This window comes from Pseudomonas sp. MOIL14HWK12:I2 (assembly GCF_000510745.1).
GTDB classification, from domain to species: domain Bacteria; phylum Pseudomonadota; class Gammaproteobacteria; order Pseudomonadales; family Pseudomonadaceae; genus Chryseomonas; species Chryseomonas oryzihabitans.
Map to the genome: position 1 here is coordinate 524,205 of NZ_KI783313.1, position 23,648 is coordinate 547,852.

Consider the following 23,648-nt stretch of genomic DNA (forward strand, 5'->3'; position numbering starts at 1 on the left):
GCGGGTCAGACCCGGCCGAACCAGTGCAGCACCAGCCGGTAGAGGTGCTCCGGCCAGCGCGACCACCAACCGCCCTGCGCCGCCGCCTCCAGGGCCACCAGCGGGCGGGTCTGCAGGACGCGGTCGCCCTCCACCAGCTCCAGGCGCCCGACCACCGCGCCCTGGGCGATGGGCGCCACCAGCGGCTCGTTCAGCACCAGGCGGCGCTCGGGTGGTTGCTGGCCCTTGGGACAGGTCAGCACCACGTCCTCGGTCACGCCCACCGGCAGGGTCGCCTGCTCGCCCTCCCAGATCGCCGGGGTGCCCAGGGCGACGCCGGCCTTGTCGAGGCTCAGGTTGTCGAAGAAGCGATAGCCGTAGGTCATCAGCTTCTGGGTGTCCGCCGCGCGGTTGTTGATCGAGTTGGAACCGAACACCGCGGTGATCAGCCGGCGTCCGTCGCGCAGCGCCGAGGTGACCATGCAGTAGCCAGCCGCCTCGGTATGCCCGGTCTTGAGGCCGTCCACGGTGTGGTCGCGCCACAGCAGCAGGTTGCGATTGGGTTGGCGGATGCCGTTCCAGGTAAAGTACTTCCTGGCATAGAGCTCATAGTAGGCCGACTCGTCCTGGATGATGGCGCGGGCCAGCAGCGCCATGTCGTAGGGCGAGGAAAAGTGCTCGGGGTCGGGCAGCCCGGTGGGATTCATGAAGTGACTGTCGTGCAGGCCAAGGCGCTGCGCGGTGGCGTTCATCAGGCTGGCGAAGCTCTCGTTGCTGCCGGCGATGTGCTCGGCCAGGGCCACGCTGGCGTCGTTGCCCGAGTCGATGACGATACCCTGCAGGAGATCGTGCACCGACACCTGGCTCCGCGGATCGAGAAACATCCGCGAGCCTTCGGTGCGCCAGGCGTGCTCGCTGACGGTGACCGGGTCGTCGGCCTTGAGCTGGCCGGCCTGGATGTCGCGGGTCGCCACGTAGACGGTCATCAGCTTGGTCAGGCTGGCCGGCGGCAGGTGCTCGTGGGCATTCTCTTCGGCGATCACCTGGCCGGTGGTGGCATCCATCAGCACCCAGGCCCTGGCCGAGAGCTGGGGCGGCGAAGGAATCAGCACGGTGGTGGCGGGCGCAGCGGCGGGTGCAGCGGCGGGCGCGGCTTCGACCTGGCCGAGCCAGGCGAGACCCAGGGCGGCGAGGCCCAGTAGCAAGGGGTGTTTCACGAGCGGCAGATCCGGTGTGGCAGGAGGGGCCCGCCATCCTGGGAGAGCCCTGCCCCGGTCTCAAATGAAGCAAAATGAAGAAAAATTTAGGAAGGCGCACCTCACCCGGCGCTGGTGATGATCACCCGCGCGCCCACCGGTTCGGCCGCCTCGATGCTCAGGCTGAAGCCATGCAACCGCACGATGGCCGCCACCAGCGACAGGCCCAGGCCATAGCCCGGTTGCTGGCGACTGGCATCGCCGCGATAGAGCCGGCGCAGCACGCTCTCGCGCTCGGCCTCGGGAATGCCGGGGCCGTCGTCGATCACCTCGATGCGCACCGCCAGGCCAACGCCACGCGCCACCAGCCGCACCCTGCCCCCTTCGGGAGCGAACTTGAGGGCGTTGTCGAGCAGATTGACCAGCGCCTCGAACAGCAACTCGGCGTCGCCCTGCACCTCCGGCAGCGCCTCGCCCAGCTCCAGGCTCAGGGTCTGGGCCTTTTCCTGGGCCAGGGGTTCGTAGAAGTCATGGGCCTGGCGCAGCAGCGCGGCCAGGTCCAGGGGCGCGAAGGCCATGCGCCGCCGGGTGTCCTCCAGCTCGGAGATGCGCAGCAGGCCCTGGAAGCGCGACATGATGGCCTCGGTCTCGGCCAGCGCCTCGCCGAGGCTGTCGGCCTGGGGTTCGGCCAGCGGCAGTTGCTGCAGCTGGTGCAGGCGCGCCCGCAGCCGCGTCAGCGGGGTGCGCAGGTCATGGGCGATGCCGTCGCAGACGCCCTTCACCTCGTGCATCGAGCGCTCCAGCTGCGCCAGGGTGGTATTGACCGCATCGGCCAGCATGTCCAGCTCGTCGTGGCGCGGCGACAGTGGCAGGCGTTCCTCCAGGTGACCGGCGACGATCCGTTCCAGGCTGCGTTGCAGTCGCTCGACGCGCCGCAGCGGTCGCCGCCGCAACAGGTGCCAGCCGACCAGGCCAGGGATCAGGGTCAGCGACAGGCCCCAGAACAGCGCCTGGCCGATGATGCCGCCCACCGCCGAAATGGAGCCGCCGTCGCGGGCCAGCACCAGGATGCGGCCGTCGGCGCGGCGCTGCAGAAAGGCATGGCTGCTGCGGGTCTCGTCCAGGGCGTCGGTGGTCCTGAGGCCGCGCTGCAGGTAGTGCACCCGGCCGTCGTCCGGCAGGTTGCGCAGGAGCTTGACCAGGTTGCCGGCCACAAGGCGCCCATCGGCCTCGAACAGGCCGTAGGCGTCGATGCCGGGCATGGAATAGACCTCGCTGGCCTGCAGCTCGCCCAGCAGGTCGGCATCGGCCACCTTGCCGTAGTAGTGCGCCCGCTGCAGCAGGGTGCGCTCCGCCACGGCGCCCAGGTAACCGGAGATCTGCCAGTAGAGCACCCCGGTGAAGACCGCGCCCCAGGCCACGAAGAGCAGCGCATAGAGCGCCAGCAGGCGGCTGCTGCCCGAGCGCCAGCGCCTAGTCCGGGACGACGAGGACATAGCCGGCTCCGCGAACGGTATGCACCAGCGGCCGCCCCGACCGCTCGATCTTGCGTCTGAGCCGCCCCATGTGCACGTCGATGATGTTGGTGCCCGGATCGAAGTGATAGCCCCAGACCTGCTCGAAGAGCATGGTGCGGGTCACCAGTTGCCCGGCGTTGCGCATCAGGTAGGTGAGGATCTTGAATTCGGTGGGCAGCAGGGCGATGGCCTCGCCGGCACGGGTCAGGGTGTTCTCGATCAGGTCCAGGGTCAGCTCGCCGACACGCAACTGGTGACTGGCGGACTGCGCGCCCGGCCGTCTGAGCAGCGCCTCCAGGCGGGCCATCATCTCCACCAGGGAAAAGGGCTTGGTCAGGTAATCGTCACCGCCGCATCTCAGGCCGCGCACGCGCTCGTCGACATCGGACAGGGCGCTGAGCATCAGCACCGGGGTGGCGATGCCGAGGCCACGCAGGGTGCTGACGATGGTCAGGCCATCGAAGTCCGGCAGCATGCGGTCGAGGGTGATGATGTCGTGGCCGCCGGCGATGGCCGCGGCCAGGCCCTCGCGGCCGGTGCTTTCCCAACGTACCTGATAGTCTTGCGCCCGCAATTCGCTGGCGATGGCGTGGGCGGTCACCTCGTCGTCTTCGATGACCAAAGCCTGGGTCATGATGGCCTCTGGATCTGGCGCCCGGTCTGGCGGACCGGACACCCTAGGGAAAACGACCAGGTCGGTAAATTAAATTTTTCTTCATTCGGACTAACGCGCTTCCGCCTCGCCCGCGGTCTATCGTCGGTCTTTTCACCCTGGAGTCTTCACCATGTTTCGACGTCTGCCCACCCTCGCCCTTGGCGCCCTGCTGCTGGCCTCCACGCCACTGCTGGCCGCGCAACCCGTCACCACCCTCACGGTGCTGAGCTCGGGCGGCATCATGGGCGCCATCCGCGAAGTCGCCCCGGCCTATGAAAAGGCCACTGGCGTGAAACTGGACATCGCCGCCGCGCCGTCCATGGGCGACACGCCCCAGGCCATCCCCCAGCGCCTGGCCCGCAACGAGCCGGCCGACGTGGTGCTGATGGTGGGTTCGGCGCTGGACAAGCTGGTCGCCAACGGCCAGGCGCTCAAGGACAGCCGGGTCGACCTGGGGCAATCCTTCATCGCCATGGCGGTGCGCAAGGGCGCGCCCAAGCCGGACATCTCCACCATGGAGGCCTTCAAGCAGAGTCTGGAAAGTGCCCAGTCGGTGGCCTATTCCGACAGCGCCAGCGGTGTCTATCTGGCGCACATCCTTTTCCCGCGCATGCAGCTGAGCGATGCCTTCAAGGCCAAGGCGCGCATGATCCCCGCCGAGCCGGTGGGCGAAGTCGTCGCCCGTGGCGAGGCGCAGCTGGGCTTCCAGCAGCTGAGCGAATTGAAGCCGGTGCAGGGCATCGACATCGTCGGCCTGATCCCTGACCAGGCGCAGAAGATGACCCTCTATTCCGGCGCCGTGGTCAGCAAGAGCACGCACCCGGATGCCGCGCGCGCCCTGCTGCAGTACCTGGCCTCGAAAGACGCCGCCAAGGCCATCGAGGACAGCGGTCTCAAGCCCATTCCGGCGCAGCAGTAATAAGGCCGCTCCCACAGCGGATGATGCTTTTGTAGGAGCAACTGTCTTGATCGCATATCGCGGCCATGGGCCGCTCCTACAGGCACGGACGCCACCGTAGGAGCGGCCGCTACGGCGTACCGGCATGGCCGCGATAAAGACAGTTGCTCCACCGGCTTCAGACGAAGAAGGAGATGGCGCCGGTGAGCAGGGCGATGGCGGTGATGACCAGGGAGGTCAGCACCGCCCATTTGACGGTGGCCTTCTGGAAGTCGCCGATGTCGCGGTCGACCATGCCCACCAGCAGCAGCGTCGAGGCCACCAGCGGACTCATCAGGTGCACCGGCTGGCCCAACACCGAGGCGCGGGCGATTTCCACCGGATCGATGCCGTAGGCCGCGGCGGCGTTGGCCAGGATGGGCACCACGCCGAAGTAGTAGGCATCGTTGGACAGTACGAAGGTCAGCGGCATGCTGGTGATGGCCACCACCAGCGGGAACCAGTGGCCCCAGGCCGGCGGAATCCAGTCGACCAGGGTCTGGGCCAGGGCGTCGACCATCTTGGTGCCGGAAAAGATGCCGGCGAAGATGCCCGCGGCGAACACCAGCAGCACCACGGTCATGGCATTGCCGGAGTGGGCCAGGATGCGCTCCTTCTGCAGCTCCAGTTGCGGATAGTTGATCATCAGCGCCAGCACGAAGCCGATCATGAACAGGATGGCGGCGTGCATCACGCCCATGACCAGAGCGGTCATCACCGCGATCACCAGTACCAGGTTGACGTAGGCCAGGCGCGGCCGCTTGGTCGGCGAATCACCGAGGATCTCCTCGATGTAGCACTTGCCGCCGGCCGCCCCGCCGCTCTCCAGGGCGACGTTGCCGATGCGCGCGCGCTCGCGGCGACCCAATAGGTAGGCAGTGAAGACCACCCAGGCCGCTCCGCCGATCACCGTGGGCAGCATGGGAATGAAGTAGGCGGTGGCGTCCAGCCCCAGCGCGGCGATGGCGCGGGTGGCCGGGCCGCCCCAGGGACTCATGCCGCTCATTATGCTCAGGGAGAGCATGGAGACGGTCGCCAGCACCATGGGATTCATGCCGATGCGCTTGTACAGCGGCAGCATAGCCGCGCAGGTGATCATGTAGGTGGTGGTGCCGTCGCCGTCCAGGGCCACCAGCAGCGAGAGCAGCGCGGTGCCGATGGCGATCTTGACCGGATCGCCGTTGACGCGCTTGAGGATCTTGCGGATCAGCGGATCGAACAGCCCGGCGTCGATCATCAGGCCGAAGAAGAGGATGGCGAACAGCAGCAGCGCCGCCGAGGGCGCCACCATCTTCAGGCCGTCGAGCATCATCTTGCCGGTGGTGGGGGCGAAGCCACCGATGAGGGCGAAGACGATGGGCACCACGGTGAGCGCCACGATGGGCGACAGACGTTTGCTCATGATCAGGTAGGTGAAGGTCACCACCATGATCAGACCGAGAAGCGCGAGCATAGGCATATCCCTTGTTCTTGTTGTGGGTCTGGCCGGGCGCGGGCCAGCCGATCCCCGCCTCCGGCCAGCTGACGGCGCGGAGGTGGGATTGCAGCGGTAGCGGGGTTGGAACGATCAGGCGTGGGGACGAACGTCCGGTGCCGTCCACTCGGCGGCCTCGGGCAGCGCCACGGGTTCGGCCTTGCCACTGGCCAGGGCGCGCATCAGCTTGTCGCGATCGCAGGCGCCCTCGCCCAGCGCGATCACCACGGTGGCCACGGCGTTGCTGGCCAGGCTGGTGAGAGCGCGGGCCTCGGACATGAAGCGGTCGATGCCGATGAGCAGCGCCAGTCCGGCCAGCGGGATGTCGTGGATCACGGTGAGGGTCGAGGCCAGGGCGACGAAGCCGCTGCCGGTCACCCCTGCCGCGCCCTTGGAGGACAGCAGCATGATCGCCAGCATGGTCAGGGTCTGGCCGACGGTGAGGTCGATGTTGCAGGCCTGGGCGATGAAGACCGCGGCCAGCGACAGGTAGATGGCGGTGCCGTCCAGGTTGAAGGAGTAGCCGGTGGGCAGCACCAGGCCGACCACGCCCTTCTTGCAGCCCAGGCCTTCGAGCTTCTGCAGCATGCGCGGCAGCACCGGCTCGGTGGACGAGGTGCCCAGCACCACCAGGAATTCCTCGCGGAAGTAGCGCAACAGCTTCCACAGGCTGAAGCCGCGCGAGCGGCACAGCGCGCCCAGCACCACGAAGACGAAGAAGGCGCAGGCGATGTAGAGGGTGGCGATCAGCTTGGCCAGGGAGCCCAGCGAGGTGATGCCGTACTGGCCCACGGTAAAGGCCAGGGCGCCGAAGGCACCCACCGGGGCGAAGCGCATCAGGTAGCCGAAGATGCGGAAGACCATCTGCGACGCCGACTCCAGCACGTCCAGCACCGGCCGGCCGCGCTCGCCCATGGCGGACAGGGCGAAGCCGCAGAGCACGGCGATGAACAGCACCGGCAGCACCTCACCCTTGTTGAACGCCCCCATGAAGGTGTCCGGGATGATGTGCATGAAGAAGTCCACCACGCTGAGCTTGGCCGCCGACGCCGTGTACTGGGCGATGCTGGCGGTGCTCAGGGTCGCGGGATCGATGTTCATGCCCACGCCGGGCTGGAACAGATAGACCGCGCCGAGGCCGATGAACAGGCTGATGACGGTGAGCACCAGGAACAGCAGCAGCGTCTTGCCCATCAACCGGCCCAGGGTGCTCTTGTCGGTCATGCCGGCGATGCCGGTGACGATGGTGCAGAACACCACCGGGGCGATCATCATCTTGATCAGTTTGATGAAGGCGTCACCCAGGGGCTTGAGCGCGACGGCCTGTTGCGCCCAGAAGTGACCGACCAGCACCCCGAGGACCACGGCGCAGAGGATCTGGAAGTACAGCGATTTGGCAAGTTTCATGGGGCATCACCGTTTATTGAAGTTGTGCGGATGCGCTGGTGGTTGGGGGTGTCGCGTTAGCCGGCGAGCCTCCGCGCGGTAGGCGCATAGACATGACCGGAAAACAGACGGCGCGCGGTCCGGACGACCGAGGCCTGGATGGTAGTGCCGTCCGCGCCGCCGCGCGACAGCACCACGTCGATCCCGCCGCTGGGATGCTCCAGGCGGACGTGGGTCAGGTCACGCGCCGACTCGCCGAGCAGCGCCATCACCACGGTCTCCGGGGTGACGCAGGCGGTGGCCAGGCCGATGGAGCCGGTGATGGCCAGCGCCCGGTGGCAGCTGTGCGGCATGAAATAGCGCACCTGCAGGGTGCCGCCCTGCTGGGGCGCGGAAATCAGCACCGGCTTGGGGATCACCTTGCCGCTGACATCGCCCAGGCCCATGGCCCGACCCGCCTGCAGCCGCAGGGCTTCCAGCCGGGCCAGCAGCGCCGCGTTGGCGTCCAGTTCGGCCGGCCGCTCGCTGCCGGTCACGCCCAGGTGGCGGGCCTCGACGATCATCATCGGCATGGCCATGTCGATGCAGGTCACCGGCACGCCGTCGAAGACATCCGTGGCCTGGCCGGTGGGAAACAGCTGGCCGGTCTTGCTGCCCACGGCGTCGAGAAAGGTCAGCTGCACCGGCGCGGCGGTGCCGGGCACGCCGTCGATGGCGGTGTCGCCTTCATAGCGCACCAGGCCGCCGGGCGTATGCACCAGGGAATCGACGAAACTGTTGGTGTTGAGGTTGCGGATACGCACCAGGGTCTTGCCGTCTCTCGCGGCAACCAGCCCCTGCTCCACGGCGAAGGGCCCCACGGCGCAGAGCATGTTGCCGCAGTTGGGTGCGGTATCGACGCGCCGCTCGGCGACCATCACCTGGACGAAGAGGTAATCCACGTCGGCATCGGCGTGGCTGGAGGGGCTGATGATGGCCACCTTGCTGGTCTGGGGACTGCCGCCACCGATGCCGTCGATTTCCAGCTCGTGGCCGGCACCCATGAGGTCGATCAGCATCTCGTCGCGCGCGGCGGGATCGCTGGGCAGGTCACTGGCGTGGAAGAAGGGGCCCTTGGAGGTGCCACCTCGCATGAGAACGCAGGGAATACGTTGCATGACTGCTGACTCTTGTTGATCAATAGCGGTTATTGATGTTCTGGGAACAAGATTGGCAGCCGGATATAAATCTATCCAATGCAAATATCAGCGCTATTATTCCACTTGGATAATTAATAAAGCCGGCTTTACGAAACGGGGCGTTCATGGACTACGAGCTGCAAGATATTCGATCTTTCGTGAAAATCGCCGAACTGGGCAGCTTCCACGAGGCCGCCGATGCCTTGCACCTGTCGCAGCCGGCCCTGAGCCGGCGCATCAAGAAGCTGGAAGACGGCCTGGGCACGCCCCTGCTCGAACGCACCACTCGTCGCGTCGGCCTCACGAGCGTCGGGCGCGATTTCCTGCCCAAGGCGCGGCGGCTGCTGGACGACTTCGAGGACTCCATCCTCAGCATCCGCGAGCTGGCCGAGCGCCAGACCGGTCAGGTCACCCTGGCCTGCATCCCCACCGCGGCCTTCTACTTCCTGCCCTCGGTGATCCGCCAGTACAACGAGCAGTACCCCAAGATCCGCATCCGCCTGCTGGACCTCAGCGCCAACGACGGCCTGGAGGCCGTGCTGCGCGGCGAAGCCGACTTCGGCATCAACATGCTCAGCGGTCAGCACCCGGACATCGAATTCGTGCCCCTGGTGCAGGAGCAATTCGTGCTGGCCTGTCGGCGCGACCACGAACTGGCCGGGCGCCCGTCGATCAGCTGGGCCGAGCTGGTCGAGCACCGGCTGATCGGCGTGGGACGCCTGAGCGGCAATCGGGTGCTGCTCGACCATGCCCTCTCCGCCCGTGGCATCCGCCCCAAGTGGTTCTATGAGGTGCAGCACCTGTCCACCTCCCTGGGCATGGTGGAAGCCGGCCTCGGCGTCTCGGCCATGCCCAGTCTGGCCATGCCGGATGCCGACCACCCGACCCTGGTCAGCGTGCCCCTCAGTGATCCGGAGGTGACCCGGACGCTGGGCCTGGTCTCGCGTCGCGGCGCCTCGCTGTCGCCCGCCGCGGAAAAATTCGTCGCCATCCTGCTCGGCCAGTGGAAGACCGAACAGCCCTAGCTCGCGGCCTGTACGCCAGCGCGTCCTGAGGCGGGGCGGCCAAGCGCCAGTATCCAGTGAACGGCCCGCCTGCTCGGGCGGTCTGTTGGCTGCAACAACTGGTTACGGTCGAGTCCGCTCATGTCCCTTGCGCGAAAGTCGCGTCCTTCTTCTCCCTGCCCGGGGAGCACATCGAGGCGCCGCCTGGCGGTCGGGTCCCTGGCTGGCCTGCTGCTGGCCGCTTCGCTCACTGGCTGTTCGCCGCTACAGCACGGCTTTCTCGCCCCGGCCGGTCTCGCCGCCAGTGGCGAACGCGACCTGCTGCTGTGGATCGTCGGCCTGGCGCTGGTGGTGGTCCTGCCGGTGATCCTGCTCACCCCGCTGATCGTCTGGCGCTATCGCCACGGCAACACGCGCGCCGCCTACCGGCCGCGCTGGGAATTCTCCTGGCTGCTGGACGTCTTCGCCTGGGGCGTGCCGGCGCTGATTGTCGCGGTGCTGGCGGTGCTGGTCTGGACCCGCACCCACAGCCTCGATCCCTATCGCTCGCCGACGCCCAGCCAGGCGCCGCTGGAGGTCCAGGTGATCGGCCTGGACTGGAAGTGGCTGTTTCTCTATCCCGAACAGGGCATCGCCACGGTCAATGAACTGGTCCTGCCAGCCGGACGCCCGGTGCAGCTCAGACTCACCAGCGATACGGTGATGCAATCCCTGCTGTTGCCGCGCCTCGGTGGCCAGATCTACGCCATGGCCGGCATGCAGACCCAGCGCTACCTGCAGATTCCCGCGCCCGGCCAGTTCGAGGGCCGCAACGCCCAGTACAGCGGCGAAGGCTTCCAGGATCAGCATTTCCCGATCCGGGTGCTGGATGCGCAGGACTTCGCCAGCTGGACCCAAGGCGTCAGCCAGACCCGCGAGGCGCTGGATTGCGCCCATTACCAGGTGCTGTCCCGCCCCGGCACCCTGGAGCGGGCCGCCGCGTTGCGCCTGACCCAACCCGCCCTCTTCGCCTGGGTGCTGGCGCGCTATCGCCAGGATCCGGTACCCGCCTGCGCCACCTTCCAGGGAGCCACCCATGACTGATTCCTCGGCCCTCTGGCACCTGCTGTTCGGTCGCCTGGGCTACGATGCCCTGCCCTTCTACAGCCTGGTCGCCACCTGCGGCGCCAGCGTGGTGATCCTTGGCGCCCTGGCCACCGCCGGGGTGATCACCTGGCTCGGCAAGTGGCGCTATCTCTGGCAGGAGTGGTTCACCAGCCTGGACCACAAGCGCATCGGCGTCATGTATGTGGTGCTGGCCCTGGTGATGTTCAGCCGCGGCGTGGTGGAAGGCGTGATGATGCGCACCCAGCAGGCCCTGGCCATCGATGCCCCGGGCTATCTGCCACCGGAGCACTTCGGCCAGCTGTTCAGCACCCACGGCACCATCATGGTGTTCTTCGTGGCCATGCCCTTCCTTACCGGGCTGATCAACTTCGTCATGCCGCTGCAGATCGGTGCCCGCGACGTGCGCTTTCCGCTGCTCAACGCCATCAGCCTCTGGCTGACCGTGGCCGGTGCGGCCCTGGTGATGGTCTCGCTGGTGCTGGGCCGCTTCTCGACCGGTGGCTGGAGCGGCTATCCGCCCTATACCGGCGCCGAATACCAGCCCGGCGTCGGCCCCGACTACTGGATCTGGGCACTGACCCTCAGCTCCATCGGCAGCACCCTGACCGGCCTCAATTTCGCCGTCACCCTCTACAAGGAGCGGACGCCGGGCATGCGCCTGTTCCATATGACGCTGTTCAGCTGGACGGCGCTGTGCACCAGCATCCTGATGATCTTCGCCATGCCGCCGCTGACCGTGGCCACCCTGCTGCTGGCCCTGGACCGCTACCTGGACTTCCATTTCTTCACCAACACCCAGGGCGGCAACCTGATGAACTACATCAACCTCTTCTGGCTGTTCGGCCATCCGGAGGTGTACATCCTGATCCTGCCGGCCTTCGGGGTGTTCTCCGAGGTCTTCGCCACCTTTTCCACCAAGCGGCTCTATGGCTATCACTCCCTGGTCTGGGCCACCCTGGTGATCGCGGTGCTGTCCTTTACCGTCTGGCTGCACCACTTCTTCACCATGGGCCAGAGTCCGAAGATCAATGCCGCCTTCGGCATCGCCACCATGCTCATCGGCATCCCCACCGGGGTGAAGATCTACGACTGGATGGCCACCATGTTCCGCGGGCGCATCCGCCTGACCACGCCGCTGATCTATGCGGTGATGTTCATCATGCTGTTCGTGATCGGCGGCCTCACCGGCATCACCCTGGCCACCCCGCCGGTGGACTACCAGGTGCACAACACCGTCTACCTGGTCGCCCATTTCCACAACATGCTGATCCCCGGAATGCTGTTCGGCATGCTGGCCGGCTATCACTTCTGGTTTCCCAAGGCCTTCGGCTTTCGCCTCGACGAGCGCTGGGGCCGCATCGCCGCCCTGAATTTCGGCCTGGGCTTCCTGCTCGCCTTCATGCCGCTGTACGTGCTGGGCGTCTCCGGCCTGCCGCGGCGCAGCCAGGCTATCCACAATCCCGACTTCGCCCCGCTGCTATGGGTCGCCGAGCTGGGTGCGCTGATCCTGCTCGCCGCCCTGGCCAGCCTGGTGATCCAGCTGGTGGTGAGCATCCGCCGCCGCGACAGTACGCGGGTGCCGGTGGGCGACCCCTGGAATGGCCGCACCCTGGAATGGGCCGTGGCCGCGCCGCCGCCGGAATACAACTTCGCCGTGCCCCTGCCGATCAACGACCGCGATCCCTTCACCTGGCTCAAGGAACAGGGCCTGGCCTATGACCGGCCGCGTACCTATGCCGACATCGAGCTGCCGAAGAACAGCGCCGTACCAGCCATCGTCGGGGCGGCGGGCTTCGCCTGCGCCTTCGGCCTGGTCTGGCACATCGGCTGGCTGGCCGTGCTCGGCCTGGTGGTGGCCTGGGGCGCAGTGATAGCGCGCAGCTTCCAGCGCGACACCGAGCGGTTGATCTCGGCGGCCGAGATCCGGCGTGAACACGAGGCCTGGCTAGATAGGGTCGCCGCCACACGTGCGGTCAATCGTGACGAGGAAACCACCCCGGCCAATCGCGGCCTGGCGGAGATGGGCCCATGAGTCCGCGCGATATGAACCACGCCGGCCTCAACGTCGGTGCCACCGATCACGCCACCCACACCGAGGCCGAGTATTCGTTATTCGGCTTCTGGATCTTCCTGATGAGCGACGCCCTGCTGTTCGCGCTGCTGTTCGCCATCTACGCGACGCTGCAGCACGCTACCGCTGGCGGTCCGGTCGCCCGCGACGTGTTCGAGATCGGCAGCGTGACCCTGCAGACCCTGGTGCTGCTGGCCAGCAGCTTCACCTATGGCCTGGCGTCACTGGCGATGAAATACCACGAGGGTCGCCTGAGACCCCTGGTGACCTGGCTGCTGGTGACTCTGGCCCTGGGCCTGGTCTTTCTCGGCCTGGAGCTGCACGACTTCCTGGGCATGGCGGACAAGGGCGCCCTGCCCCAGCGCAGCGCCTTTCTTTCGGCATTCTTCGCCCTGGTGGGCATGCACGGCGTCCACGTCGCCAGCGGTTGCCTGTGGCTGGTGGTGATGCTGGTACAACTCCGGGTGTTCGGCCTGGATACCCCGGTGAAGACCCGGCTGATGCGCCTGGGCCTGTTCTGGCATTTTCTCGATATCGTCTGGGTCGCCATCCTCTCGGTGGTCTACCTGCAAGGACTCCTGCCATGAAGCGAGATGACTATCGCCGTGAGCTGGCGAGCTATGTGATCGGCCTGGGACTGGCCGTGACCTTGAGCCTGATCCCCATCGCCCTGGTGCAATTCCCAACCTGGCCGCGCGGAACCACCCTGGGCATCGTCTTCGGCCTGGGCCTGCTGCAGATCCTGGTACACCTGCGCTGTTTCCTGCACGTCAGCCTGGGCCGCTCGCACCGCCACGACCTCTATCTGCTGTTGTTCACCAGCCTGATCCTGGTGCTGATGGTGGTGGGCAGCCTGGTGGTGCTCGGCGATCTGCAGCACCGCATGCATTGATCGGCTTGCCGCCCGACTGCGCGACAAGCCGATCCATCTCGCACCTTACTGGGTACGCGTCACGCGCCAGACGGTGTTGGCCAGGTCGTCGGCGATGAGGACGCCACCGCGCTGATCCACCGCCACCCCGACCGGGCGACCGCGGGTCTTGCCGTCGTCGCCGTAGAACCCGGTGGCGAAGTCGATGGGCTCGCCGGCCGGACGGCCCTGCTGGAAGGGTACGAAGACCACGCGGTAGCCCACAGGCTTGTCACGGTTCCAGCTGCCGTGCTCGCCGACGAAAACGCCATCGGTGAATTGCCCGCCCACCGCCGCGGTTGAAAAGGTCACGCCCAGGGCGGCGACGTGCGAGCCCAGGCTGTAGTCGGGCTTGATGGCGGCGGCCACCTTGGCGGGGTCCTGCGGCTGGGCTCGGGTATCGACGTTCTGCCCCCAGTAGCTGTAGGGCCAGCCATAGAAGCCCCCTTCGCGGATGGAGGTCAGGTAGTCCGGTACCAGGTCGGGGCCGATTTCATCGCGTTCGTTGGCCACGGCCCAGAGCTGGCCGCTGTCGGGCTGCATGGCCAGGGCCGTGGGATTGCGCACCCCGGTGGCATAGTTCTTGTGGGCACCGCTCTGGGCATCGATCTGCCAGATCACCGCACGGTCCACCTCGACGTCCATGCCGCGCTCGCCGACGTTGCTGTTGGAGCCGATCCCGACATAGAGGTAGCGCCCATCGGCGCTCACCGTGAGGGATTTCGTCCAGTGGTGATTGATCGCCGCGGGCAGGTCCACCAGCTTGGCTGGCGCGCCGCTGGCCTGGGTCTGGCCGTCCTGGTAGGGAAAGCTCACCAGGGCATCCTGGTTGGCCACGTAGATGCGGCCGTTGGCGAAGGCCAGGCCATAGGGTGCGTTGAGGTTCTCCGCGAACACCGTCTTGAGTTCGTAGGTACCGTCGCCATCGGCATCGCGCAACAGGGTCAGGCGATTGCCACCCTTCACCTGGGTGTTGCCCTGGGCCTTGATGTAGCCGGCGATGACGTCCTTGGGCTTGAGCTTGGGCGCATTGCCGCCGCGGCCCTCGGCCACCAGGATGTCGCCATTGGGCAGCACCAGCATCTGCCGTGGAATGCGCAGGTCGGTGGCGATGGCGGTGATCTTGTAGCCTTGCGGCACGGTGGGGACACGATCCCCCCAGGGCGCCGGCTCGGCGATCTTCATGCTCGGCAAGAGGCCGCGCTGGGGTTCGGGCAGCTTGGGATCCGGACCACGGGCCTGGGTGTCGGCACCGCCCTCGTTGCCACAGGCGGCTAGCAGCATAGCCAGACCGAGGACGCTCAAGGCTCTTGGAGTACTCATCGAACCACCTCCGAACGCAGGTTGGAGAGGCCGATCCAGGCCGCGACGAGGCTCAGCACCGAGACGACCACCGAGAGGATCAGCCCGGCGGGCATCACCGCCCAGGCGTCCTTGGCATGTTCGAAGGCGTTGACCAGCCCCAGCACCCAGGCCAGCAGCAGCAAGAGAAAATAGGCTGCGGGTCGCCGGCCCCGGAAACGGGCGCCGAAGAGATTACCCAGGGCGAACAGCAGGGCCAGACCGGACAGCAACAGGGCCCCGGCGATCAGCCAGGCGGCGAAGTTGGCCCACTGGATCTGCATGGTCTGGTAGTAGGCGATGTCGCTGAGCAAGCCGCCGATGAACAACGGCACGGAACCGGCCAGCAGCAGCGCGTGCAGCGGGCCGGGCCGGACAGGGTAGTAATGGTGGGCAGCTACGGTCACTGACGACTCCTTTTCATGACGGAACGGTGCAGGGGCCGGGCAGCCTCTGCGTAGCGCAAGACGCACTGAAAAGGATTGCGCGCGCGTCGGGTTAGTTCAGCCGTTTCGCCTGGCGGACACCTCTTGCAAAAGAAGAGATAATGACGCTCTTGTTACAGCCACGGCGTCTGCCTAGCGCCCGTCCGCTACCGCCGCCCTTGCGATCCGCTGCCCGGTAGGCTGGATCTCACCGCCTCTACAGGAATTCTTTGCGCATGACCTCTTCCCGGTCCGTCGACCAGGCCTCCCGGCGCGCCGCCATCGTCCTCGCCTTTTGCCTGCCAAGCGATACTCTGCTCTACCTCGTGCTGCCCATGTACACCCAAGCCTTCGGCATCACCCTGATTGAGGCCGGCATCCTGCTGGCCGCCAACCGGGTGATCCGCATCGTCGGCTATCGCTACGTGGTGCGGCTCTATGCCCGCTACGGTGATCGCCGCAGCCTGATGGTGGCGGCCGCGGTGGCCGCCCTTTGCGCCCTTGGCAATGCCAACCTCTCGGGCTTTTGGGCGCTGCTCGGGCTGCGCCTGGCCTGGGGCCTGAGTTTCGCCACCTTCAACCTGTCCACCCAGGTGCTGGCCACCGCCGACCCGGCCGGTGCCGCCCGCCGCACCGGTACCTCGCGTGCCCTCATCGCCATCGGCCCGATGCTCGCCCTGTCCGCGGGTGCCTGGCTCACCCTGCACTATGGTCCGCGGGCGGTCCTGCTGCTGAGCAGCGGGCTCTGCCTGGTCGGCCTGGCCCTCGCCGCCGGTTTGCCCAGCGCCGGGCACCAGCTGCCCGAACCCGGACGCCGCCTGCGCTGGCCGGACCGCATCGTCACCTGGTCCTTCATCGAGGGCGTGACCCTGGATGGCCTGTTCATCTTCGGTCTATCGGCCTTTTCCCAGGCGGTGCTGGGCGGTGATGCCGTCCTGATCGCCGGCTTGCTCATGGCGTTGCGTTACGTATCGGACATGCTGCTCAGCCCTCTGGGCGGTCGGGCCGCGGACCGCTATGGGGCGGCGAAGATGCTGGTGGCCTGTTCGACGCTGACCGCCCTGTCGCTGACCGCGTTCGGCTTTCACTGGCTGATCCTCGGCGCCGGCGGCGTGCTCATCCTGCGCGCGCTGCAGATTCCGCTGGTGGTGACCATGGTCGCCGAACGGCATCCCGGTCAGGCGCGGGTACCGGCATTGGCCTCCAACGCCATGTGGCGCGACGTGGGCGCCAGCGTCGGTCCGCTGCTGGCCGGCTTTCTCATTCCGCTGGTGCCATCCACCCTGCTGTATCCGCTGTCCGGGCTGGCGATCCTGATCAGTTCCCTGGCTTGCCTGAGATTGAAGCCAGCGCGCGAATGAGGGGCCGCCGACCCTGACCCTGCCGGCAAGGGACGGGTGTCAGGGCCGGCCTGCCACTACTGGCCGTGCGCCTGCAGCACCGGCTCGCTGACGCCCTTGATGCCCACCAGGGTCAGGCTCGTCAGCAGCACGTTCTGCGGGCCCTGGTAGGCGTTGACCGGCTTGTACCATTCCGCCAGCGAGTGGGCGCTGCCGCCCTCCCCGCCACCGCTGATGGTCATGGCCGGCACGCCGAGGGCCATGGCGGTATTGGAGTCGGTACTGCCGCCGCTGAGGGTGACCTTGGCACCACTGGTGACTGCGGCGATGGAACGCTGCGCCGTCTGTACCATGGGTGAATCCTCCGCCGTGCCACCGGCCGGACGATCCCCGATCAGCTTCACCTCGACGGAGATCTGGTCGGTATCCCAGCGCTGGTTTTCTTCCTTCACCGCGTCCTGCACCAGGGCCAGAATTTCCTTTTCCTCCGCCAGCAGCGCGGCCTCCTCGTTGGATCTCATGTCCAGGGTCAGGCGCGCCTCGGCGGCGATGGCATTGACCGAGGTGCCACCCTGCACGGTGCCCACGGTGAAGGTGGTCTTGGGCTCCTTGGGCGGCCGCACCTCGGCGATCTTGGCGATGGCCCGGCCCATGGCATGGATGGCGCTGGGGCGACCGAATTCACCGAAGCTGTGGCCACCCGGCCCCTTGAAGGTGATCTCGTAGCGGTGGCTGCCGGTGCCCCGATTGACCACCCGGCGCACGTCGATGCCATCCACCGAGATGAAGCCATCGATGCCCTGGCGATCCTTGAACAGCGCCTTCACCCCGCGCAGGTTGCCCAGCTCCTCCTCGCCCACGGTGCCGACGAAGATCAGATCGCCCACCGTCTCGATGCCGCTCTTGTTGAGGGCGTCGATCACCGACAGCAAGGCCGCGAGTCCCCGGGCGTCATCACCGATGCCGGGGCCGAAGGTCTTGCCGTCCTGTTCCTTGAGTTTGAGGTCGGTACCCTCGGGAAACACCGTATCCAGATGCGCCGACACCACCAGTTGCGGCCCCTGGCCACTGCCCTTGCGGGTGGCGATCACATAGCCCTCCTGGGCGATGCTGGCATCCTTGAGTCCCAGCGCCTGGAAGCGCTTGAGGTAATACTCCGCCCGCACCTGTTCCTTGAACGGCGGCGCGGGAATCTGGGCGATGTGCTTCTGTTCCTCGAAGGTGCGCCCATCATCGGCGCGCAGCGCTTCCAACGCCTTGGTTACCCGGGCATCGCCCTGCACGGCGGTAAAGGCACCCTCGACGCCAGGCGCGGCAGCCAGGGGCAACGCCAGGGTGGCGGTCGCGGCGGCGAAAAGAATAGCGGACAAGCGATTGGCCAAAGCCGAACGAGCAAAAGACATCTGACACTCCCATTGCCTAGGTGGTATTCCGAGCGAGCACAATCGTCAGACGAATGCGCCCTGCCTGACCCTAGGTGTCCGCACACGAAAGGTCAAAGCACGGGACGCTCTCGGATATGTGGCGTCGTTCAGGGTGCTCTGCGCGACTCAGGCGTCCAGAAACCTGCGCCCCTCGTCCGCCAGTCGCCGCTGCCGGGGGCAGATCTCGGTGCCGCGTTCGGCCAAGGCGGCATGCGGAAGGGTCGGCACGGGCAGAAGCGACGGGTAAGGCGTTATCGGAAATACCCGAAGCCGCCCTACGTCTCTAGGGAATCTTGGCTATGCAGGAAAGGAATGACCCGAAGTCCTGCATGCTTCACTCGGCCCGTCCGGCCTCGACCAGGTGCTCTCGCGCCCACTGCTCAGCACTGGTCACCGGGAAACCGTGTCGGGCATTGAAGGTGGTCTCCATCGGCCAGGCGACGCCGCGGCCCTGGGCGAAGACGGCGCGATACTTCCAGATGTGCTTGAGCTGCTCGTCAGGCTCTTTCTCCAGCTCATCGAGCAGCTGGGGAAGCGTCCACACCTGGGTGCTGAAGGGCCGCTGCAGCACCCGCTCCAGCAGCCCGGCCAGCTCGCCATAGGCCAGGGTGTCACCGGCGAGATAGACGATCTCGTTACGAAAGCGCGGCTCGAAAAACACGATCTCCGCCGTCAGCCTGCCGATATCCTCGGGCGTCGTCAGGGTCACCTGGGTATCCAGACTGCCCAGCGCCCTGACCGTGTCCGTCACGAGATCGACGACCTCGAACGCGGGTTCGAACAGGAAGCTGGTGAACATCCCGGTGGAAATGATCACCCACTCGGTCTGGCTCTGGGCGCGCAGCAATTCGCGCACCTCGAGTTGCGCATCGAACAGGTCCTGGGGGCTGCCGCGGCCGATGACGTCGTAGTCCACCCCGAATTGCCAGGGAAAGTAGCGCTTCACACCCGAGGCGAGTGCCGCACGCGCCAGCTTCATGGGGGTTTCCCGGCCAGCGACCATGCCGGCGCAGCCGATGACGGTATCGAATCGCGCGAAGACCGCCGCCAGTTCGGCGATGGAATCCTTGACCAGGTCGCCCGCCACCAGGGTGATGCCAAGCGCGCGCAGCTCGCCCAGCTCCCTTTTCTTGCCAGCGTCCTGGCTGTCGAGGGTCGACTGGCGCAGCAACACGCTCACCTTCGAACCGGGTTTCTCCTTGGCAAGCCGGGCGAGATTGCGCAGTACCGGCAAGCCGAGTTCGCCCGCGCCAAGCACGAGAATGGATTGGGTAGCGGTAGGGAATTGGTTAGTCATCATGACTCCTGACGTCAGGTATAAGATGAGCGAATGCTGGCAGACGCCAGCGGCGCTCAGAAGAAGGCACACGCGTGATACCAGGGGACGAGATGACCGATCTGGAACTCCTCCAACAGTCCGAAGCCATCTGCCAGACACTCAGGCGGGACGAAGACGGCGTACGCCGCGAGGTGCTGACCCATGCGGGCAGTCGTTGGTCCCTGGGGGTCCTGCATGCGCTGGGGGTCTATGGCGTCATGCGGCACGCCGAACTGGCGCGGCAACTGTCGGGCATCACTCAGCGAATGCTGACCAAGACCCTGCGCGCCCTCGAACGTGACGGCCTGCTGCTGCGGCACGACTTCGACGAAGTCCCGCCCCGGGTCGAATACGAGTTGACGCCGCTGGGCATGAGCCTGCTGCTCCGGATGACGCCCATCTGGACCTGGGTTATCGAGAATGTGGAAGATTTCCGGGCCGCGCGCCGCGCCTTCGATGAGCGAGGCCCGGAGAAGCCTGCGTGACAATCGCCCAGACCAATGCCGAACGAGCCCACTGGCGAAGACCCTCGGACCTGAGTGGGACCGCCAGGACCACCGACCGCGCTCCACGGCAGCTGGTGTCCTGAGTCGGGCCCACCAGTGAGCCCTGGGCGGATAATGCCGCTTCTCTCGTGCTCCACCTTGTCCGCTCAGGAGCCTTCCCCATGAGACATTCCCGCCTGGATCACCTGGTTATCGTGGCCCCGACCCTGGCCGCGGGCGCCCGGTATGTCGGGGAGCGCCTCGGCGTGGCGCTGCAGCCCGGCGGCCAGCATGCGCGCATGGGTACCCACAACCTGCTGCTGGGGCTGGGGGACGGCTATCTGGAAGTCATAGCCCCGGACCCGGACGCGCCGCCGCCGACCAGACCGCGCTGGTTCGAACTGGATCAGCTGGCACCGGACGCTGCGCCCCGCCTGGCCCACTGGGTGGCCGGGACCCAGGGCTTGGCGCAGGCGGATGCGCACCTCACGCGGACCTTCGGCCGCATCGAGTCGATGAGTCGCGGCGCGCTGGCCTGGCAGATCTCGATCCATGCCGATGGGCAGCTGCCACTGGGCGGGGTCCTGCCCAGCCTGATCGACTGGGGCGACGCCCGGCACCCGGCGGCTGGGCTGATCGATCAGGGCTGTCGCCTGCAGCGCCTGGAGCTCAGGCATCCCGATGCCGCGGGGCTCGGGCAGCAGCTGGAGGCGATCGGCTTTGCCGGTCCCGTCGCGGTGCTGCCTGGGGAGAGACCCGGCTTGCTGGCCTACCTGGAGACGCCGACGGGTCTGAAGACCCTCTGACGGTCGGCCCCCAAACGGCGACCCCTCATCCGTTCAGCCCGGCACCACCAGTCCCTTGGCGCGGTAGGCGTCGATGTCGATGCCATAGGCACCCGAGGGTTTCACTTCGCGGACGCTGACCAGGCGGCCCTGCTCATCGAGCGGATTGCGCGCCAGGTCGAGCACCCGCTCCGGGCGCGGCTGCTTGCTGGCGTCCAGCACGATCAGCACGCGGGGCTTCAATTTGCTGCCGGCGTCGAAGCCGATGATGATGCCCACCTCGCCGGTGCTCAGCTCGACGATCTCGCCCGGCGGATAGACGCCGATCAGCTGGATGAAGGCCAGCACGACGACTTCGTCGAATTGCGTGCCCCGGGCTTCGAACAGTACGCGCAGGGCTTCCAGGCTGGAGCGGCCCTCGCTGTAGGGGCGATCGCTGGTGATGGCGTCGTAGGCGTCCACCACGGCGATGATCCTGGCCTTGAAGGGGATGCGGTGCGCCGGCAGCTGGCGGGGATACCCCTTGCCATCCATGCGCTCGTGGTGGGTATGGGCGACGTCGACGGCGGCCGGCGGCACCTCGCTGTTGGCCATCAGCAACTGATAGCCGTAGGTGGTATGGGCCTGCATGATGCGAAATTCTTCGTCGGTCAGGCGGCCGGGCTTGTTGAGGATCTCGTCGGGCACCTTGATCTTGCCGACGTCGTGCAGCATGCCGCACACCCCGAGTTCTTCCAGTTCGAGAGGCAGCAGGCCCAGCGCCTTGCCCAGGGCGATGGCATAGAGCGAGACGCGCAGGCAGTGCTCCGCGGTGTAGTGGTCGCGCTGCTTGATGCGCGCCAGCCAGAGGCTGGCCGCGGGGTGCTTGAGCACGCTTTCGACGCACTCGCCGACCGCGCGGCGCACTTCGCCGACGTCGAGTTCCTTGCCGAACTTGACGGCGTCGAGCATGCGCATCGACACGGCCCGGGCTTCACGCCACACCGGTTCGGTGGTCTTGACCTCATCCCGGTAGTCGATGGCATAGGTCTTGGCCTGAGCGCCTGCCGACAGGCTGGCGGACAGCGGCGTCACCGTATGGCTCTGGCGGCGATCCACCCAGACGAATTCGCAGGTCTCCTGCAGGGTGCGCAGGTCGTGCGCGTTCTGGATGGGAAAGCCCTGGAACAGGAAGGGCGTGCCCGCCCAGGGTCGATCCAGTTCGCAGACGTACATGCCCAGCTGCAATTGGGAGACAGGTACTCTGAGACTGTATTCGGGCAGCGCCATGGTTTCTCTGCGAGAGCGTCGAGGGACGAAACTAAATAGGTATTACAATAACCATTGATACCAAAAAGCCACTACTCGGGAAAGCGCCCGGCGGGCTTGCGCCGATGAACCGGCGAAACAGGGTGGCCAAAGGTAACCGAATGTAAGAAGAGCGGGCGCGCGACCGCCGTCAGCGCGCCCTGCCCCTCACGCCAGCTTGAAGCGGCGCACCAGCGTCTGCAGTTCACCGGCCAGTTCCGACAGCTGCTCGCTGGCGCCCACGGTTTCGCGGTTGCCATCGCTGGTCTGCACCGACAGATCGCGGATGCTGATGAGGTTGCGGTCCACCTCGCGGGAGACGTGGGCCTGCTCTTCGGAGGCGGTGGCGATCTGCAGATTGCGCTCGTCGATCAGGCGCACGGCCTGGAGGATGTCGCTCAGGGCCGTGCCGGCTTCCTGGGCGATCACATAGGTGGCGTGGGCCTGGGTGGTGCTGAGCTGCATGGAATCCACGGCTTCGGCTGAGCCCTTCTGGATCGCCTGGATCATCTGCTCGATCTCGCGGGTCGAGGTCTGGGTGCGGTGCGCCAGGGCGCGGACCTCGTCGGCGACCACGGCGAAACCGCGGCCCTGCTCGCCCGCGCGGGCGGCCTCGATGGCGGCGTTCAGCGCCAGCAGGTTGGTCTGCTCGGCGATGGCGCCGATCACGCTGAGCACCTGACTGATGTCCTGGGCCTGCCCGGCCAGGCCTTCGACCTGGACCGAGGTCGACTGCACCTGCTGGGTGAGACGCTGCATGGCGTCGAGGGCCTGGCCGACCTTGGTGTTGCCGTTTTCCGCCGCAGCACTGGATTCCCGCGCGGCCTGGGAGGTGGACGAGGCGTTGCGCGCCACCTCTTCCACGGCGGCGCTCATTTCGGTGACCGCGGTGGCGGCCTGGTCGATCTCGGCGTTCTGGCTGGCCAGGGCGCGACTGGCCTGGTCGGTGACGGCGTGCATGGTGCGGGCGGTATCACTCAGGCGGTCGGACGAACGCGAGATACCGTGGAGGGTATCCTTGAGATTGTCCTGCATCTGCGCCAGGGCGCGCATCAGGCCGGCGGCTTCGTCCTTGCCCGTGGGATCTATCCGGCCGGTCAGCTCACCCTGGGCGATGGCATTGGCCACGGCCAGGGAGTCGCCGATCGGCTGAGCCAGGCTACGGGTCAGACGCCAGGCCAGCAGCAGGGTCACCAGCACCGCCAGCAGCATGATGCCGACCACGATGCTGACGCTGCGGTCATAGATGCCGGTGGCCGCCTCCCCCGCGTGACGGGCGCCTTCGCCGTTGAAATCGCGCAGGCGGGTCAGTTGCTCCTGATAGCCTTCGGCCCGCTGGCGCTGCTCGCCATTGGCCAGCCTGAGGGCCTCGGCGCGATCGCTGGCGGCCAGGGTGACGATGCGATCCAGCCCGTCCAGGTAGCCTTTCATCTGCAGCGCGGCCTGCTCGAAATTGGCGCGCTCTTCAGCGGTGGAGATCAGATGGTCGCGGTAATAGGCCGTGCGCGCATTCATCAGATCGCGATTCTGCTGGATCTTCCGCGCTGCCATGGCCATGGCGGCGCTGTCCTCAGTGGCCAGCAGCCGAATGCTCTCCAGCCGGGTGTGCATCAAGGCGATCTGGATGTCATCGGTGGTCTGGACGCTTGCCAGCCACTCGGCCTCCATCGCCTGCTCGGTGGCGCGCAGGGCCTTGAGCTGGACCAGGGCGAAGGCCCCGAGCAGCATCACGAACAGGGTGACCGCACCGAAGCAGAGGATGGCGCGAGGGGCGATGCGTAGCTGACGTAGGTTCAAGACGAGCTCCTTGGATCGGCGAAAGGCGATCC

General features: G+C 66.8%; 21 protein-coding genes. 9 read left to right on the plus strand and 12 right to left on the minus strand.

The genetic code is table 11. The features are described 5' to 3' along the window. Positions 1-5 precede the first annotated feature (5 nt). The 3 genes from PSK12I2_RS0118740 to PSK12I2_RS0118750 all read right to left on the minus strand — a co-directional run bounded on the left by PSK12I2_RS0118740 (position 6) and on the right by PSK12I2_RS0118750 (position 3,326). Positions 6-1,163, minus strand: a complete 1,158-nt coding sequence (locus PSK12I2_RS0118740; RefSeq protein ID WP_051398777.1) for a D-alanyl-D-alanine carboxypeptidase family protein — start codon at positions 1,161-1,163, stop codon at positions 6-8. Positions 1,164-1,297: 134 nt separating this feature from the next. After that, a complete protein-coding gene (locus tag PSK12I2_RS0118745) occupies positions 1,298-2,671 on the minus strand; it encodes a HAMP domain-containing sensor histidine kinase (protein ID WP_027599583.1) in 1,374 nt (457 codons plus the stop codon). Beyond that, positions 2,649-3,326, minus strand: a complete 678-nt coding sequence (locus PSK12I2_RS0118750) for a response regulator transcription factor (protein WP_027599584.1) — start codon at positions 3,324-3,326, stop codon at positions 2,649-2,651. The genes PSK12I2_RS0118745 and PSK12I2_RS0118750 overlap by 23 nt, the downstream gene beginning before the upstream one ends. Before the next feature lie 151 nt (positions 3,327-3,477). On the opposite strand from PSK12I2_RS0118750, the gene PSK12I2_RS0118755 reads away from it, so the two are divergent. After that, positions 3,478-4,266, plus strand: a complete 789-nt coding sequence (locus tag PSK12I2_RS0118755; protein ID WP_027599585.1) for a substrate-binding domain-containing protein — start codon at positions 3,478-3,480, stop codon at positions 4,264-4,266. Positions 4,267-4,423: 157 nt separating this feature from the next. Here PSK12I2_RS0118755 and PSK12I2_RS0118760 read toward each other — a convergent pair whose 3' ends face one another. The 3 genes from PSK12I2_RS0118760 to PSK12I2_RS0118770 all read right to left on the minus strand — a co-directional run bounded on the left by PSK12I2_RS0118760 (position 4,424) and on the right by PSK12I2_RS0118770 (position 8,301). Beyond that, positions 4,424-5,737 (minus strand): CitMHS family transporter, encoded by a 1,314-nt coding sequence (locus PSK12I2_RS0118760; RefSeq protein WP_007158580.1) that lies wholly within the window; start codon positions 5,735-5,737, stop codon positions 4,424-4,426. 114 nt (positions 5,738-5,851) lie between these two features. Continuing rightward, the gene (dctA, locus tag PSK12I2_RS0118765) at positions 5,852-7,165 is read right to left on the minus strand and encodes a C4-dicarboxylate transporter DctA (RefSeq protein WP_007158581.1); all 1,314 of its coding nucleotides are present in this window, start codon (positions 7,163-7,165) and stop codon (positions 5,852-5,854) included. A 56-nt stretch (positions 7,166-7,221) separates the two neighbouring features. Beyond that, entirely contained in the window at positions 7,222-8,301 is a 1,080-nt protein-coding gene (locus tag PSK12I2_RS0118770) for a 4-oxalomesaconate tautomerase (RefSeq protein WP_027599586.1), read from the minus strand. A gap of 146 nt (positions 8,302-8,447) precedes the next feature. Here PSK12I2_RS0118770 and PSK12I2_RS0118775 point away from each other — a divergent pair, with 146 nt between their 5' ends. From PSK12I2_RS0118775 to PSK12I2_RS0118795, 5 genes are all read left to right on the plus strand, one after another. Next, positions 8,448-9,347 (plus strand): LysR family transcriptional regulator, encoded by a 900-nt coding sequence (locus PSK12I2_RS0118775; protein ID WP_007158583.1) that lies wholly within the window; start codon positions 8,448-8,450, stop codon positions 9,345-9,347. Positions 9,348-9,467: 120 nt separating this feature from the next. Next, the gene (locus tag PSK12I2_RS24130; protein WP_027599587.1) at positions 9,468-10,409 is read left to right on the plus strand and encodes a ubiquinol oxidase subunit II; all 942 of its coding nucleotides are present in this window, start codon (positions 9,468-9,470) and stop codon (positions 10,407-10,409) included. A gap of 22 nt (positions 10,410-10,431) precedes the next feature. After that, entirely contained in the window at positions 10,432-12,465 is a 2,034-nt protein-coding gene (locus PSK12I2_RS24135) for a cbb3-type cytochrome c oxidase subunit I (protein WP_371100809.1), read from the plus strand. Beyond that, positions 12,462-13,091, plus strand: a complete 630-nt coding sequence (locus tag PSK12I2_RS0118790; RefSeq protein WP_027599588.1) for a cytochrome (ubi)quinol oxidase subunit III — start codon at positions 12,462-12,464, stop codon at positions 13,089-13,091. Before PSK12I2_RS24135 ends, PSK12I2_RS0118790 begins: the two co-directional genes overlap by 4 nt. Further along, positions 13,088-13,396, plus strand: coding sequence for a cytochrome o ubiquinol/quinol oxidase subunit IV (locus PSK12I2_RS0118795; RefSeq protein ID WP_027599589.1), 309 nt, complete (start codon positions 13,088-13,090; stop codon positions 13,394-13,396). Before PSK12I2_RS0118790 ends, PSK12I2_RS0118795 begins: the two co-directional genes overlap by 4 nt. A 45-nt stretch (positions 13,397-13,441) precedes the next feature. Here PSK12I2_RS0118795 and PSK12I2_RS0118800 read toward each other — a convergent pair whose 3' ends face one another. Then, positions 13,442-14,737, minus strand: coding sequence for a sorbosone dehydrogenase family protein (locus tag PSK12I2_RS0118800; RefSeq protein WP_027599590.1), 1,296 nt, complete (start codon positions 14,735-14,737; stop codon positions 13,442-13,444). Continuing rightward, positions 14,734-15,162 (minus strand): DUF2231 domain-containing protein, encoded by a 429-nt coding sequence (locus tag PSK12I2_RS0118805; RefSeq protein ID WP_027599591.1) that lies wholly within the window; start codon positions 15,160-15,162, stop codon positions 14,734-14,736. The genes PSK12I2_RS0118800 and PSK12I2_RS0118805 overlap by 4 nt, the downstream gene beginning before the upstream one ends. A 254-nt stretch (positions 15,163-15,416) precedes the next feature. Here PSK12I2_RS0118805 and PSK12I2_RS0118810 point away from each other — a divergent pair, with 254 nt between their 5' ends. Next, entirely contained in the window at positions 15,417-16,541 is a 1,125-nt protein-coding gene (locus PSK12I2_RS0118810) for an MFS transporter (protein ID WP_027599592.1), read from the plus strand. 56 nt (positions 16,542-16,597) lie between these two features. On the opposite strand, the gene PSK12I2_RS0118815 is transcribed toward PSK12I2_RS0118810, so the two are convergent. Both PSK12I2_RS0118815 and PSK12I2_RS0118820 read right to left on the minus strand, forming a co-directional pair. Beyond that, complete coding sequence (locus PSK12I2_RS0118815) at positions 16,598-17,890, minus strand: M20/M25/M40 family metallo-hydrolase (RefSeq protein ID WP_256204001.1); 1,293 nt, start codon at positions 17,888-17,890, stop codon at positions 16,598-16,600. 388 nt (positions 17,891-18,278) lie between these two features. Then, positions 18,279-19,241: an aromatic alcohol reductase gene (locus PSK12I2_RS0118820; protein ID WP_027599594.1), complete on the minus strand. Its 963-nt coding sequence runs from the start codon at positions 19,239-19,241 to the stop codon at positions 18,279-18,281. 92 nt (positions 19,242-19,333) lie between these two features. Here PSK12I2_RS0118820 and PSK12I2_RS24140 point away from each other — a divergent pair, with 92 nt between their 5' ends. Further along, positions 19,334-19,747: a helix-turn-helix domain-containing protein gene (locus tag PSK12I2_RS24140; protein WP_037007948.1), complete on the plus strand. Its 414-nt coding sequence runs from the start codon at positions 19,334-19,336 to the stop codon at positions 19,745-19,747. A gap of 182 nt (positions 19,748-19,929) precedes the next feature. Next, positions 19,930-20,553, plus strand: a complete 624-nt coding sequence (locus PSK12I2_RS0118830) for a VOC family protein (RefSeq protein ID WP_027599595.1) — start codon at positions 19,930-19,932, stop codon at positions 20,551-20,553. A 33-nt stretch (positions 20,554-20,586) separates the two neighbouring features. Here the strand turns inward: PSK12I2_RS0118830 and PSK12I2_RS0118835 are convergent, their stop codons facing one another. Next, on the minus strand, positions 20,587-21,801 hold the full coding sequence (locus tag PSK12I2_RS0118835; RefSeq protein ID WP_027599596.1) for an HD-GYP domain-containing protein: 1,215 nt from the start codon (positions 21,799-21,801) through the stop codon (positions 20,587-20,589). A gap of 186 nt (positions 21,802-21,987) precedes the next feature. Next, positions 21,988-23,616 (minus strand): methyl-accepting chemotaxis protein, encoded by a 1,629-nt coding sequence (locus tag PSK12I2_RS0118840; protein ID WP_027599597.1) that lies wholly within the window; start codon positions 23,614-23,616, stop codon positions 21,988-21,990. Between the last annotated feature and the right edge of the window lie 32 nt (positions 23,617-23,648).

What these genes read in the sequence shown, in the direction of transcription:
- PSK12I2_RS0118745 (WP_027599583.1), bottom strand. Translation starts at nt 2,671, where the DNA reads ATGTCCTCGTCGTCCCGGACTAGGCGCTGGCGCTCGGGCAGCAGCCGC.
- PSK12I2_RS0118750 (WP_027599584.1), bottom strand. Translation starts at nt 3,326, where the DNA reads ATGACCCAGGCTTTGGTCATCGAAGACGACGAGGTGACCGCCCACGCC.
- PSK12I2_RS0118755 (WP_027599585.1), top strand. Translation starts at nt 3,478, where the DNA reads ATGTTTCGACGTCTGCCCACCCTCGCCCTTGGCGCCCTGCTGCTGGCC.
- PSK12I2_RS0118760 (WP_007158580.1), bottom strand. Translation starts at nt 5,737, where the DNA reads ATGCTCGCGCTTCTCGGTCTGATCATGGTGGTGACCTTCACCTACCTG.
- dctA (WP_007158581.1), bottom strand. Translation starts at nt 7,165, where the DNA reads ATGAAACTTGCCAAATCGCTGTACTTCCAGATCCTCTGCGCCGTGGTC.
- PSK12I2_RS0118770 (WP_027599586.1), bottom strand. Translation starts at nt 8,301, where the DNA reads ATGCAACGTATTCCCTGCGTTCTCATGCGAGGTGGCACCTCCAAGGGC.
- PSK12I2_RS0118775 (WP_007158583.1), top strand. Translation starts at nt 8,448, where the DNA reads ATGGACTACGAGCTGCAAGATATTCGATCTTTCGTGAAAATCGCCGAA.
- PSK12I2_RS24130 (WP_027599587.1), top strand. Translation starts at nt 9,468, where the DNA reads ATGTCCCTTGCGCGAAAGTCGCGTCCTTCTTCTCCCTGCCCGGGGAGC.
- PSK12I2_RS0118790 (WP_027599588.1), top strand. Translation starts at nt 12,462, where the DNA reads ATGAGTCCGCGCGATATGAACCACGCCGGCCTCAACGTCGGTGCCACC.
- PSK12I2_RS0118795 (WP_027599589.1), top strand. Translation starts at nt 13,088, where the DNA reads ATGAAGCGAGATGACTATCGCCGTGAGCTGGCGAGCTATGTGATCGGC.
- PSK12I2_RS0118800 (WP_027599590.1), bottom strand. Translation starts at nt 14,737, where the DNA reads ATGAGTACTCCAAGAGCCTTGAGCGTCCTCGGTCTGGCTATGCTGCTA.
- PSK12I2_RS0118810 (WP_027599592.1), top strand. Translation starts at nt 15,417, where the DNA reads ATGACCTCTTCCCGGTCCGTCGACCAGGCCTCCCGGCGCGCCGCCATC.
- PSK12I2_RS0118820 (WP_027599594.1), bottom strand. Translation starts at nt 19,241, where the DNA reads ATGACTAACCAATTCCCTACCGCTACCCAATCCATTCTCGTGCTTGGC.
- PSK12I2_RS24140 (WP_037007948.1), top strand. Translation starts at nt 19,334, where the DNA reads ATGACCGATCTGGAACTCCTCCAACAGTCCGAAGCCATCTGCCAGACA.
- PSK12I2_RS0118830 (WP_027599595.1), top strand. Translation starts at nt 19,930, where the DNA reads ATGAGACATTCCCGCCTGGATCACCTGGTTATCGTGGCCCCGACCCTG.
- PSK12I2_RS0118835 (WP_027599596.1), bottom strand. Translation starts at nt 21,801, where the DNA reads ATGGCGCTGCCCGAATACAGTCTCAGAGTACCTGTCTCCCAATTGCAG.